The organism is Rhizobium sp. PP-F2F-G48 (assembly GCF_004342335.1).
GTDB lineage: Bacteria > Pseudomonadota > Alphaproteobacteria > Rhizobiales > Rhizobiaceae > Ferranicluibacter.
In genome coordinates, this window is record NZ_SLVH01000001.1 from 679,880 (window position 1) to 692,602 (window position 12,723).

Sequence of the window (12,723 nt, forward strand, 5' to 3'; positions counted from 1 at the left end):
CAGGGCGTTTTTCTTCGCCTGATTCTCTTCGGTCGCACCGCAATCCTCGGCCGCGATCCTCGGCCGTGATCCTCTCGAAAGCCTTTCGGCCCTGTCCGTTGGGAGAAGACAGATCCAAACGTGAAAGCATGTTCCCCCGCGATGCACCGTCTCCTCGCCATCCTGCTCATTCTTGTGTCCAGCCTGTCGCCGGTCCTCGCCCAGCAACCTGCCGAAAATCCGCCAGCACCCAGTCAGCCGGCACCGAGCCAGCCAGCCACTGCCCCCTCGACCCCGCCACCATCGACCCCGCCACCATCGGCCCCACAACCATCGACCGCCCCGGCCGCAGCCCCGGCTGCGACGGGGCCGCAAGGTGCAGCCGATGGCGGGTCGGCGCGCGATCGGACCGATGAGGCGCAGGCCGACACGGCGCAGCAGCTCGATGCGGCGCGCAAGCGGCTCGACGCTTTGGCCGCCCAGGTCGACAATGCCAATGCGGCAGAGACCGCGCGTTCCACCCAGGCCAACAATGCCAATGCTGCCGACAACCGGCTTGCCGAGATCAAGGCACAGGTGGACGACCTGTCGCAGCAGGTGGCCGCTCAGATGGATGCGGCCCGCACGCGCATCGAGCAGATCAAGGGGCGCCTGACCGAGATCGGCGATCCGCCGGCCGCCGGTGCCGAGGCGGAAGCGTCCGTCGTCACCGAAGAACGGAGCCGCCTGATCAGCGAGCGCAATGCGCTGAATGCGGTGACCGGTACGGCGGAAACGCTGGTTGCCGACGCCAATGCGCTGTCGACGACGATCACGGAAAAGCGCCGCGTGCTGTTTTCCAACACGCTGCTCCGGCACACCGACATCAATATCGACATGCTGGTCGATGCGGGGCAGGCGCTGGTGGTCGAGGCGCGGGCCTTTTCCCGCAATATCGGCAGCTGGCTGACCTTCGTCTTCACCTATAAGCGCGTGCCGCTGATGTCGGCGCTGTTTCTGTCGCTGTGCTCGGCGCTGGTGCTTCTGGCCGGCACGCACCGTCTCTTCGCGCCGCTGCTTCGCCGCTCCGTGCGCGATCTTCATCCGACCTATATCGCCCGCCTGTCGCGCGCCTTCGGCTCGACGCTGGTTCCGACCATCGCCGCCGCCACCTTCGCGACGTCGGCCTTCTTCTTCCTGCAGTCCTTCAACGTGCTGCGGCAGGACATCGCCCCTGTCGTGACGACCTTCCTCGCGCTCTGTGTCGCCCTGCAGTTCGTCTGGACGATATCGACGGCGGTTCTCGCGCCGGGCCAGGCCGTCTGGCGGCTCGTGCGCGTCTCGGATCGCGGCGCGCGCCTGCTGGTCGCCCTCATCATGGCGATGGCGTTTGCCAACCTGTTCGATTACCTCCTCGAGACGATCAGCGTCACGCTCGGCTCGCCTCTGGTGCTGACCGTCGCAAAAAGCCTGATCGCCTCGATCATCATCGGCCTGCTGCTGATGGCGATCGCGCTGATCCGTCCGGTCATTCCGCAAGGCGAGCCGCTGGACGGGCAGGGGCGACCGTGGCCCCGCGCCATCTCCATCCTGCTGCTGCTGGCGGGCCTCGGGCTGATCACCGCGGCGCTTTCCGGCTATGTCGGGCTCGCCCGCTTCATCGCCACGCAGATCGTCGTCACCGGCGCGATCTTCGTCACCATGTATATCGGCATCCTCACCGGCAAGGCGCTGGCCAAGCAGAACGCGCTCGCCAAGACCGTCGGCGGCCGCTATCTCTCGCATCGCTACCGGCTGGAGCCGATGGCACTCGACCAGATCGGCCTTGCGGTCGGGCTCGGCATCTATCTCCTTGTCATCATGTTCTTCGTGCCGCTGCTCCTTCTGCAATGGGGCTTCAAGATCGCGGATATCGAGGCATGGGCCTACCGGATCTTCACCGAGATCCGCATCGGCACGATCACCATCTCGCTGGTCGGCATCTTCGCCGGGATCCTGCTGTTCATCCTCGGCTTCGTCATCACGCGCTGGCTGCAGCGCTGGATCGACGGCAGCGTGCTTGCGCGCAGCCGCGTCGATCTTGGCGTGCGCAACTCGGTCAAGACGGGCATCGGCTATCTCGGCGTCGGCATTGCCGGGCTGATCGGCATCTCGGCGGCCGGCCTCGATCTGTCGAGCCTCGCTCTGGTGGCCGGCGCCCTGTCCCTCGGCGTCGGTTTCGGCCTGCAGAACATCGTCTCCAACTTCGTCTCCGGCCTGATCCTGTTGGTCGAACGACCGTTCAAGGTGGGCGACTGGGTCATTTCGGGCACGACCGAGGGCTTCGTCAAACGCATTTCGGTGCGCGCGACCGAGATCGAGACGTTCCAGCGGCAGACGATCATGGTTCCGAACTCGCTGTTCATCAACGCCTCCGTCGGCAACTGGACCCACAGGAACAAGCTGGGGCGCGTGGACATCACCTTTACCGCCCATTCCTCCAACGACCCGCGCAAGGTCGTGGAATCGCTGCGGGCCGCGGTGACCGGATTGCCGAACATCCTGCGCAATCCCGAGCCGATCATCGTCTTCCGCGGCTTCACGGCCGCAGAACTCGAGTTCGAGGTGCGCGTTTTCCTCGCCGATATCCTGCAGGGCGTCTCCGTCCGCACGGATGTCCGCATGGCCGTTTTCGAACGGTTCCAGGCTGACGGCATCACGCTTGGCGGGCCCGCGGCGCCCGAAGTGCCGATCAAGATCTCGCCCGAGGACGCCGAAGTCCTCTCGGCTCTCTTCCAGGGCACGCGGTCGTCGGAAGGCAGCCGCGCCTCGACCCAACTGCCGGGAGATGCCGGCGGCTACGTGGAGCAGCCGGGCGCCGAGCCGCCGGACAGCCGGAGCAACGACATCCCGGATTCCTCGGAAAGCGGGCGCAACGATGCGCTGCGCGGAGAGGAACTGCGCGCCGACGTAAAGCCGCCCATGTCCGCCCCGCCGTCGCAGGTCTCGCCAGCGCCGGTGCAGAAGAGCGATGTCGATCCCGAGACCGGGCCGGGTGCCCCGACCACCGGCGCGCGCAAGAGGCGACCCGGCCGAACGCGCTGATCGTTCGCGGTCTGGAGGAGAGAAAAGCAAGCTGGCGGAGGAGATGGTGTAAATGCCGCCGGCTTTCTCCCGTTATTGATGAAAAACAGATATAAAGGTCTCGACCTTTAACGACTGCGAAAACCTTTGTTGCTACCGTTCCTTTCAGTTCAGAAAAGAGAGCGCTCAATGTCGTTTTTCGGTGTGTCGGGGATGTATTACTCCGGAGAGTCCCTGCAACAGCACCGTATCGTGCTCGCAGAAGATAGCAATCTGTTCGCGGCGATGGTGTCGAAGCGCCTTAAGGAACTTCTCGATATCGACGTCATCGTCTGCAAGGACTATGACGAAGTCACCTTCGCCATCGAGAATGCCTCCTTCCCGGCGACGCTCGCCATCTCCAACATCAATCTTCCGGGTGCCGAGAACGGCGAGGCGCTGTCCTATCTGGTCGATATGAGCGTTCCCACGATCGTCTTCACGGGCACCTTCCAGGAGAGCACGCGCGAATCGATCCTCGCCCGGGATATCGTCGATTACATCATCAAGGACAGCGTCTTCGCGGTGGATATGCTGGTGGAATCGGTCTGCCGTTTCCTCACCAATCATCGCCACCATGTCATGATCGTGGACGACAGTCCGACGGCGCGGGCGCTGCTGACGTCGCAGCTCAAGCGGTTCAACTTCCGCGTCAGCACGGCCGATTGCGGTGCGACCGCGCTCGAACTCTTGAAACGCCACTCGGATATCGGCCTCGTCATCACCGACTACAACATGCCGGATATCGACGGTTTCGAGCTGACGCGCCGCATTCGCGGCGCCTACGGCCCGCATCAGTTGCGGATCATCGGGGTGTCCTCCTCCACCAACCGCCTGCTCTCGGCGCGGTTCCTCAAGGCTGGCGGCAACGACTTCATCATGCGGCCGTTCGTCAACGAGGAATTCTACTGCCGGGTCAACCAGAACCTGGACACGCTGACGAAGATCCGCACGCTCGGCTCGCAGATGGCGCTCAGCGCCTGAGCCCATCCGGGCAGATCCCGCGCATCCTCACGACGTTGCAAACGCCCGGTCTCGGGCGTTTGTCGTTTCATGCCGTCGGCAGAGTTTCCCGCTGCAACCTTTTCGAAAATTTCCGTTTCGCTACCTGCTTTTAGGGGTGACGTTAACGGATCACAAAAGGCTTCATGGTAAGCCATATGAAACAGAATAGATCGTAACCGCGCACTTTCGACGGCTGGGATCTGGGAGGAGCAGAACCGTCACGCGGTCGCCTGCTCGAAAAGGGTGGGAACCTTGACGTTCAGCAAGCAAGAGCCGAAGGGGGAGGCCGCGCCGAGAGCCAGCGGCAGGCACCTTCTGCTGATCGAAGACTCGCGCGTCTTCTCGACGCTCATCCGACACGAGATCCAGAACGGCCCCGTCACCACGGTCACGCACTGCGCATCCCTCGAGGAGGCCAAGCGGGCGCTGGAGTGCCAGAATGTCGATGTCGCCGTGCTCGACCTCAACCTACCGGATGCGCCCAATTGCGAAGCGCTCGACCTCGTCCTTTCGCACGGCATTCCCGCCATCGTCTTCACCGGCAGCTTCAACGACAGCACGCGCGAGCGGGTCATGGCGCGGGGCGTGGTGGACTGCATCATTAAGAACGAGCGCGAGTCGGTCGCCGCCGTGGTGGCGGCCGTCAATCGCGTGCTGAGCAATGCCGGCACGACCGTGCTCGTGGCCGACCACGATCCGGAGCGTCGCCACGCCGTCGCCCTGATGCTGCGCGAGCAGCGCTTCCAGGTCATGGAGGCGGAGGCGGCTGAGGACGTTCTCAGCGCGGTAACGGAGGGGTCCGTCGATCTCGTGGTTTCGGAATATGTGGCGGGCGACCTTTCCGCGCAGCAGCTTCTCATCGGCATGCGATCCTACGAGGCCGAGACGGCCGTGCCCGTGATTGCGGTGGCGTCGCAGGCCGCGCGCGGCGACGCTGCACGGTTTCTCAAGGCAGGCGGCGCCGATTTCATCGAGCGACCCTTCGACCGCGACGAGTTCGTCAGCCGTGTCAATCGCTCGATCGTCGTTCACCGCCGGATCACCGCCCTGCAGCAACTCGCCTCGCGCGATTATCTGACGGATCTCTACAATCGGCGCTTCTTCTTTCAGGAGGGGCCGCGCATCGTCGAGAAGTGCTTTCGCAACAAGGCGGGATCGTCGATCGCTATCCTGGATATCGACCACTTCAAGCGCCTGAACGACACGTTCGGCCATGAGGTCGGCGATCTCGTGCTCAAGGCGGTGGCGCGGACCCTGCGCAATTTCGTCGGCAACGATCATCTGCTGGCGCGGCTCGGCGGCGAGGAGTTCGGCGTCTTGTTCGATGGCCTGGATATCACGGCGGCGACGCTCTATTGCGAGCAGCTGCGCGAAACGATCGCCCGCACGCAGGTGGTCACCGACGACGAGGATCTCTCGATCACGGTCTCGATCGGCCTTGCCCCGATCGAGCAGCGCGAGGTGTTCGACAACTACCTGCACGCCGCCGACCAGTTTCTCTACATGGCCAAACATGCCGGCCGAAACCGGATCGTCTCCGAACTGACGATGATCAACACGATGGTGTCCTGAGGCGGAAGCGCCGGGCCCGTCGAAGAAACGAGCCGTCCCGCCCGCAGCGTCAGGCGGACCGTGCCGTCTGCGCCAGCGTCACCTTGCGGTCGGCACGCTCCTGCTGCGGCGAGCGATTGTAGAGTTCGCGATAACACTTGGAGAAGTGCGAGGCGGAGACGAAGCCGCAGGCGACGGCCACCTCGACCACCGGCATGGCAGACTGCACGAGGAGGTGGCGGGCGCGGTCGAGGCGGATCTCCAGATAGTAGCGCGCCGGCGACCGACCCATTTCCTGCCGGAAGAGCCGCTCGATCTGGCGCCGGGAGAGACCGGCGCTGTCGGCCAGTTCCAGGAGCGACAGAGGCTCTGCCAGATTGCCTTCCATGAGTTCGATGATCGACAGGACCTTGGCATTCTGCACGCCGAGGCGGGCGCGCAGCGGCAGCCGCTGGCGATCGTGCGGGCCGCGGACGCGGTCGGTCAGCGCCTGTTCGCAAACGCGATTGACGAGGTTCTCGCCGAAATCCTGGTCGATCAGGTTGAGCATCATGTCGAGCGAGGCGGTGCCGCCGGCGCAGGTGTAGATATTGCTGTCGATCTCGTAGAGATCCGCGAAGACATCGACCTGCGGAAAGGCCTCGGCAAAGCCCGGCAGGTTCTCCCAGTGGATGGCGCAGCGCTTGCCCGTCAGCAGGCCGGCCGAGGCCAGCACATGGGCGCCCGTACAGAGGCTGCCGACCGCGACGCCGCGATTATAGACCTCGCGCAGCCAGGCATTGACCGACTTGTTCTGGAAGTCCTCGACGAAGACGCCGGAACAGACCAGCACCATCGACGGCCGGCTCTCGCCGCCCAGATGCTTGCGCTCGTCGGCGACCGAGGAATTGACCTCGAGCGCGATGCCGCTGGAGGAAACCACCTGCGCCCCGTCCGTCGAGGCGAGCCGCCAGGAATAGGCGTCGTAGCCAAGCATGCGGTTGGCGATCCGCAGCGTTTCGATCGCCGCCGAAAACGGCAGGAGCGAGAAGTTGGGAACAAGGAAGAAGACCAGCGAGCGCTTGGCGGTGAGCGGCTTGTTCACGAGCGATATCTCCATGCGGGGCGGATGGCTAAACGTCGCGCGGACACGGCCGCCGAGCTTGCCTGAATGCGACACTGGCATGGATGGTCGCGACTGCCAAGAGAATAAATTTGCGACATTCCGCACGATGCCTGAAAAAGCATCCGCCGATGGTGCAAACGCCTCATTATATTGCTTTGCAGCATTCGTAGGAGAGGTGCGAAGTCGGACAGGGCCGCCACCGCCCGCTCATACTTCTCTGTTTGCGACGCTGGCGCCCCCGCGTGCCTTTGTCGGAAACAGGCAGATCGAACCATCCGGATGCCGCACGCAAAAAAGGGCGCTTTGCCGTCTGGCAAAACGCCCTTCTGATCTGACTATCGGTTCCTCGACACGGCGGGCCGCTCGCCGCCCGTCCGGCATTGGCCTGTTGTCTCGGCCATCTGGCGGCTGCGATCATGGCGTGGGCGTGTTCCGCGGATCGGTCGTGGAGGGGAAACCGATATCCTTGAGCGTGTCATAGGACAGCGACGCCAGCGCGCGTTCCGCGCGCCTGTCCTGCCAGCTCTTGACGATCCGATGGGCGAGCGTGGAAACGCCCGCGCGTGCACGCGACCCGAACGAGGGCGACGAGAGGGAATGGGAAAATCCTGAGATAGACATTGCACTGGTTCCTTTTGATGAGGGTTCTCAAAAGGTCGCGACCATGAGGTGAGAATGTCGCAACCTTGTCCATCAATCCAACGAATAGAATTGATGCGTCAGTTCAGTATTCTTGATGCCCGGACGATCGGAGAGACCGACATCCCGGCGCACCACGCTCGGCAGTGCCTGCAACTGCCGGCGGGTGGCCCGCCGCGTTGCCACGAGCTTCTGCCGATCGATCGCCTTCCGCACCGCAGAGAGGAATGCGGGAAGGGAAGCGCGTTTCGGGGGCGTCGCGACCGGCGTCTTCCGCACGTCCAGAAAAATGACATTGCTGTTCATGGCCGCTGCTCCCATCTTTGCATCGTGTCTGCTTGCACCTTGACAATGCGCGCCATCCGAAGTTCAATCAAACGAATAGAACTTACGATATCGTTCAGTTTTTCTGATGATGGAGTCGTCATGAACATGATGATGCGGCACGCGCTGCCGATGCTTGAAATCGACGTCCTCAAGACCTTCGTCGCCATTGCCGAGACCGGCAATTTCACGACGGCGGCCGAGGCGGTCTACCGCACCCCGTCGGCCGTCTCCATGCAGATCAAGAAGCTGGAAGAGCTGCTCGGATGCGCGCTGTTCCTGCGCGATGCGCGCTCGGTCTCGCTGACGCCGAAGGGGGAGGTGCTGCTCGGCTTTGCGCGTCGGATGCTGGCGCTCAACAACGAGGCCGTGACGCGCTTCCTGATGCCGGATATGCAGGGCGTCGTCCGGCTTGGCGCGCCGGAGGATCTCGGCGAGCGTATCCTTCCCGATGTGCTCAAGCGGTTCGGCGAGACGTTTCCGAACGTCACGGTCGATGTGATGATCGGGCAGAGCAACGTCATGCGCAAACGCGTCGAGGAACGGCGCATGGACATCGTCATCTACAACAGCTTTCCGAGTGAGACGCTGCGGGAGGGCGAGGTGCTGATGCAGGAACGGCTTGTCTGGGTGGGTCGGCGCTGCGGCACCGCGCATCTGCGGGAGCCGCTGCCGGTCTCGATGTGGGAGGACGGCTGCGTTTGGCGCGCCGACGCGATCGACAAGCTGAACAAGGCCGGACGCGCCCACCGCGTGGCCTTTCTCAGCGCCCACACGACAGGCCAGAAAGCGGCGATCCTCGCGGATCTCGCGATCGCGCCGCTGCCGCGCTACCTCGTGCAGGGCGAGCTGGTGGAGCTGGGCCCGCTGGAAAGCCTGCCGGATCTCGGCACCTACAATATCGGCATCCAGACGATCGAGGACGCCTCGGCGCCGGTGTTGGCAGTGGCCGAGCATGTGCGCGCTGCCTGCCTCGCCCTCGTCTGAGGCGGTCCGTTACGCGCTGTTGGTGGTTTTCTTCAGCCAGCGCAGCACGCGGATTTCATCGTCGTTCATCCAGCGCGTCATCGTCTCGCTCGCGCTCTTGCGCTGGGCGCGCAAGGTTTGCAATTCGCCGTTCTCGAAATCCTCGAACACTTTCGGGTGGATATAGGAACTGCGGCAGACCGCGCGGGTGTTGACGAGGGCGGCCGCGATACCATCGACCGCTTCGTTGATCTGGCGCTTGCGCTGCCGCTCAGTCTCTGCGGGTTCCACCGTCGACAGTGCGGTCGCGGCCATCTGGGTCGCGCCCCAGGTGCGGAACTGGCGCGAGCTGAACTCGCCGCCGGTCGCCTCGCGAATATAGGCGTTGACGTCTTGCGAGCGGATCTGGTGGCGGTCGCCGTCTTCGTCGAGATACTGGAAAAGCTGCTGGCCGGGCAGTTCCTGCAGCGAGCGGATGATGCGGGTGATCCGGCGGTCGCTGTGGCTAAGGCGCCATTCCTTGCCCGATTTCCCCTTGAACTGGAAGTGTACGCTCGATCCGGACACCTTGACGTGCCGGTTCTTCAGGGTCGTGAGACCGTAGGAGCCGTTTTCCTCGGCATAGACCGTATTGCCGACGCGGATGAACAGATGGTCGAGCAGCCAGACGATGGTGGCAAGCGCCTTCTCCATGCCCGGCGTTCGCATGCGCAGGTCGTGATCGACGCGCTCGCGGACTTTTGGCAGGCGCGACGCGAAGGACGGCAGCAGGGCAAACTTGGCCTTGCCGCGCTCGGCGTGCCAGTCCGGGTGGTAGCGATACTGCTTGCGGCCGCGCGCATCCTTGCCGATCGCCTGAAGATGCGTCTGCGGATCGGGCGAGATCAGCACCTCGGTGTAAGCGGGGGGAATGGCGAGCGCCGCGATGCGATCGACTTCGCCCGTATCCGTGATGCGTGCGCCGTTCGGCCCGTAATAGAGGAAGCCGCTCTTGCCCTGCTTGCGGGTGATGCCCTCGTCGAGGCGTGAGAGATAGACGAGTTCCGGGGTCGGCGTGCCCTCGGGCTGTCCCGCGTCGCGTTTCTTGCCGACCGAAGCGGCGATGGAGGCTGTGATCTGGTCCACGATGGCAGATGAACTGGATCGCAGCGTGGAAGTTCCCGCGTTCTGCGTCGTTTCCGGCGTCGGAAAACAGAGGCCGGCCGACGCCGTCACGTTCACGATTTTCTTCACGATGCGGTGAACTTTTCCGGTGTTCGCGCGTTGTGAGGCCGAAGACATTTGTCTTTCCCCATCTGGCGTTATTCAAGGACCCAAGCCATGACCGCAAAGACCATCGCTACCGTCGGCATCGTACTCGTTTCTCTCGTTTCGCTGTCCGCTTGCGGCAACACCATTCGCGGCATGGGCAAGGACACGGCCAACACCGTCGACGCCACGCAGGACGCGGGCCGCAACGTCGAACGCGCTGCCAAGTGATCTGATCGACCTTTCGTGGTTGGAAAACGCCGGCGACATCGTGTCCGCCGGCGTTTTCGTGTCTCGCCATCACGGCGCGATCGGATAGTCTGCAGCCTATGATCCTGAAACTCTGTCTGGCGTTTTTGCTGATGCTCACCGTCGCTCAAGATGCGCGTGCCGCGTGTCGCATTGTCCGGCACCTCGGAACGGATTACGCCGTCTGCGATGTCGATCCCGCCTCCTCGACACTCTCCATCTTTCATGCCGACGAGACCGGTCGCGCCTATGGCGGCTTTACCGCTCTGAAAACCGACCTGCTGCGCGATCAGACGCGTCTCGACGTCGCGATGAATGGCGGCATGTACGAGAAAGACCTGTCGCCGGTCGGTCTGCTGGTCATCGATGGCGTGGAGCAAAAGCCGATCGCGACAGGCGAGGGCTGGGGCAATTTCTATCTGCTTCCGAACGGCGTCTTCGCGCTCTCAAACGGCAGGGCCATCGTGCGCGAGACGGAGGCCTATCGGCGCTCGGTCCTGACGACGCCGGATTTTGCCACCCAGTCCGGGCCGATGCTGGTCATCGACGGGGCCGTTCACCCCGCCTTCAAGCCGGAAAGCGACAGCCTCCAGATCCGCAACGGTATCGGCGTGGATGAGAAGGGCATTGTTCATTTCGCGATCTCGCTGTCACCGGTGCGGTTTCACGATGTCGCGACGCTCTATCGTGACGCCCTCGGCTGCCCGAATGCGCTGTTTCTCGATGGTCACATCTCCAGTCTTTACGCGCCGGAGATCGGCCGCATCGACGAAACCTATCCGATGGGACCGATTATCGCTGTGACCAGGCCCATGTGGCATGGTGCCGGTTCTTCCAGGGTTGAGAATGAGCGCTGAAGCTTGAGGTTCAGGCCTTCGGAAAAGCCCGTTCCAACCCGCCGGACTTGGTGAGGCCGGTGCGGAAGGCCTGATAGGCCGCGTGCTGGGACGAGCGTGCCGCCTCCGTCAGGCGGATCTGCAGCCGGGCAGGGGCGGCATGGCCGAGCCAGAGGCCGCGTTGTTCCAGCTTCAGCGTGTGCAGGAAGCGTGCACCGGCCGAGCGGTCGAGGAAGCGGTGAAGACCGTCGATCAGGGCATCATCCTGTTTTGGGTTGTCCATCATGAGCGACAGGAAGGCCGTGTCCGGAGCCTGCAGGCGCTCGATGACATCGGCAACCGCATCGCGGTCCGTCGGCGTCGTCTGCTGCATCGGGCTGCTCGTGGTGTTCATCGTCGCGTGCGTGTTCATCGGGGTCCCCTCAAGCCGGTTGTCGCGCCTTCATGGCATGCGAGGCTGAAGCCGGACTGGAGCGTCGTGGCCGGCCACGCTGCTCAGAGCGCCGCCTTGACCTTCGCGACGACATCCGCCGGCAGCCATGTGCTCCAGACGGGCTCGAACGTTTTGAGGAAAAACAGCGCCGCCTCATCCCGGCCCCCGTTCGTCTGGTCCATATGGGCAAGCACGCTGTTGACGGTCTGGTTGTCCCATTGGCGCTTTGCCAGATAGTCCATCGCGGCGGGCCCGGCCTTTTCCGGCACGCCTTTCGTCACGATCGTGTAGACATCGGTGGTCGGATAGCCGTTGACGACAGGCGTGCTGCAATCCGGCACCGCGGTGCAGCGGTTCCACTCGGCGCGGTCGTGGCCGACGCCGAAAGACAGTTTGACCATCTCGTATTTGCCGAGCACGGCGGTCGGTGCCCAGTAATAGCCGAGCCAGCCCTTCTTTTCCGCGAAGGCTCGCGCGATGGAGCCGTCGAGGCCCGCCGCCGAGCCGGAATTGATCAGCTCGAACCCCGATTCGTCGCCCTTCAGCGCGCGGTAGAGGTTGGCAGTCGGAATCTGGCAGTTCCAGTCCGACGGACAGGTGTGCACGGCGCCCTTCCCGGCATCGGTCGGCGAGGGGAAGAGGTCCGGACGTTTCAGCGCATCCTGCACGGTCTTGATGTCGGGATGGGCCTCGCTGATATAGCGCGGGATCCACCAGCCTTCGACGCCGCCATCGGTCAGGACGCGCGTGGTTTCGATCAGCCGGCCGTCCCGCAGCGCCTCATCGAGCGGCCGCTGCAGCGATGCCGCCCAGATTTCCGGGGCAATGTCGGGCCGGCCGTCGGCATCCATCGAGGCGAAGGTCGGCATCGTGTCGCCGGGGACAAGCGCGACTGTGCAGCCAAAGCCCTTTTCCAGAATGAACTTGTCGATATGGGCGGTGACCGCGGCCGACCCCCAGGTCATCTCGGCAATCGACAGCGCGCCGCAGCCTGCCGCCCGTGCCGGCGTGCCCGAGGCCAGAAAGCCGCTGCCTACCAACAATCCGATTGCCATCGCCAAACGCGCGCCGAGGTACCTCCTCCTCCCGGCCTTCCCAAAGCTGTCGCGAACTGTCTTCATCAGGCCGATGCCTCCGGCGCATCTGCATGCGTATCCACGATGATTGTTTTCGACATGGTGCCGATCCCGTGTTCCGGATCGTCCTGCCGTCCGCGGTGCAGCCTAGAAGCTCTCAAGCAGAAATCAACGCCGTTCTCGGTCCGTCCGATCGCAAAGCCTTCACAACCCCTTGAATGTCTTCTCCTT

Annotated in this window: 12 protein-coding genes; 6 read left to right on the forward strand and 6 right to left on the reverse strand. The window is 63.7% G+C overall.

All coding sequences use genetic code 11. From position 1 onward, the window contains the following. The first annotated feature begins 141 nt into the window (after positions 1–141). The 3 genes from C8J36_RS03100 to C8J36_RS03110 all read left to right on the forward strand — a co-directional run bounded on the left by C8J36_RS03100 (position 142) and on the right by C8J36_RS03110 (position 5,637). Positions 142–3,042 (forward strand): mechanosensitive ion channel domain-containing protein, encoded by a 2,901-nt coding sequence (locus tag C8J36_RS03100; protein ID WP_132533015.1) that lies wholly within the window; start codon positions 142–144, stop codon positions 3,040–3,042. A 168-nt stretch (positions 3,043–3,210) separates the two neighbouring features. Continuing rightward, the gene (locus C8J36_RS03105; protein WP_062592669.1) at positions 3,211–4,044 is read left to right on the forward strand and encodes a response regulator; all 834 of its coding nucleotides are present in this window, start codon (positions 3,211–3,213) and stop codon (positions 4,042–4,044) included. A gap of 273 nt (positions 4,045–4,317) precedes the next feature. Further along, positions 4,318–5,637: a diguanylate cyclase gene (locus C8J36_RS03110; protein ID WP_132532526.1), complete on the forward strand. Its 1,320-nt coding sequence runs from the start codon at positions 4,318–4,320 to the stop codon at positions 5,635–5,637. A 49-nt stretch (positions 5,638–5,686) separates the two neighbouring features. On the opposite strand, the gene C8J36_RS25705 is transcribed toward C8J36_RS03110, so the two are convergent. The 3 genes from C8J36_RS25705 to C8J36_RS03125 form a co-directional block, all read right to left on the reverse strand. Continuing rightward, a complete protein-coding gene (locus C8J36_RS25705) occupies positions 5,687–6,715 on the reverse strand; it encodes a GlxA family transcriptional regulator (protein ID WP_062592672.1) in 1,029 nt (342 codons plus the stop codon). Between the two features lie 420 nt (positions 6,716–7,135). Then, positions 7,136–7,342, reverse strand: a complete 207-nt coding sequence (locus tag C8J36_RS03120; protein ID WP_132532532.1) for a hypothetical protein — start codon at positions 7,340–7,342, stop codon at positions 7,136–7,138. Between the two features lie 72 nt (positions 7,343–7,414). Next, positions 7,415–7,666: a hypothetical protein gene (locus tag C8J36_RS03125; protein WP_132532535.1), complete on the reverse strand. Its 252-nt coding sequence runs from the start codon at positions 7,664–7,666 to the stop codon at positions 7,415–7,417. Positions 7,667–7,786: 120 nt separating this feature from the next. Between C8J36_RS03125 and C8J36_RS03130 the strand changes: the two genes are divergently transcribed. After that, a complete protein-coding gene (locus C8J36_RS03130; protein ID WP_062592678.1) occupies positions 7,787–8,671 on the forward strand; it encodes a LysR substrate-binding domain-containing protein in 885 nt (294 codons plus the stop codon). Between the two features lie 9 nt (positions 8,672–8,680). Here the strand turns inward: C8J36_RS03130 and C8J36_RS03135 are convergent, their stop codons facing one another. Beyond that, positions 8,681–9,883 carry a DNA topoisomerase IB gene (locus C8J36_RS03135; RefSeq protein ID WP_348631347.1) on the reverse strand — a complete coding sequence of 401 codons (1,203 nt, stop codon included), beginning with the start codon at positions 9,881–9,883 and terminating at the stop codon, positions 8,681–8,683. Positions 9,884–9,970: 87 nt separating this feature from the next. Between C8J36_RS03135 and C8J36_RS03140 the strand changes: the two genes are divergently transcribed. Both C8J36_RS03140 and C8J36_RS03145 read left to right on the forward strand, forming a co-directional pair. After that, complete coding sequence (locus tag C8J36_RS03140) at positions 9,971–10,129, forward strand: entericidin (protein ID WP_062592680.1); 159 nt, start codon at positions 9,971–9,973, stop codon at positions 10,127–10,129. Between the two features lie 131 nt (positions 10,130–10,260). Further along, on the forward strand, positions 10,261–11,004 hold the full coding sequence (locus C8J36_RS03145) for a phosphodiester glycosidase family protein (protein ID WP_245506455.1): 744 nt from the start codon (positions 10,261–10,263) through the stop codon (positions 11,002–11,004). A gap of 10 nt (positions 11,005–11,014) precedes the next feature. Here the strand turns inward: C8J36_RS03145 and C8J36_RS03150 are convergent, their stop codons facing one another. Together C8J36_RS03150 and C8J36_RS03155 are read right to left on the reverse strand one after the other, a co-directional pair. Continuing rightward, positions 11,015–11,395 (reverse strand): hypothetical protein, encoded by a 381-nt coding sequence (locus tag C8J36_RS03150; RefSeq protein WP_245506434.1) that lies wholly within the window; start codon positions 11,393–11,395, stop codon positions 11,015–11,017. A gap of 83 nt (positions 11,396–11,478) precedes the next feature. Further along, a complete protein-coding gene (locus tag C8J36_RS03155) occupies positions 11,479–12,471 on the reverse strand; it encodes a glycine betaine ABC transporter substrate-binding protein (RefSeq protein ID WP_132532543.1) in 993 nt (330 codons plus the stop codon). Positions 12,472–12,723 lie beyond the last annotated feature (252 nt).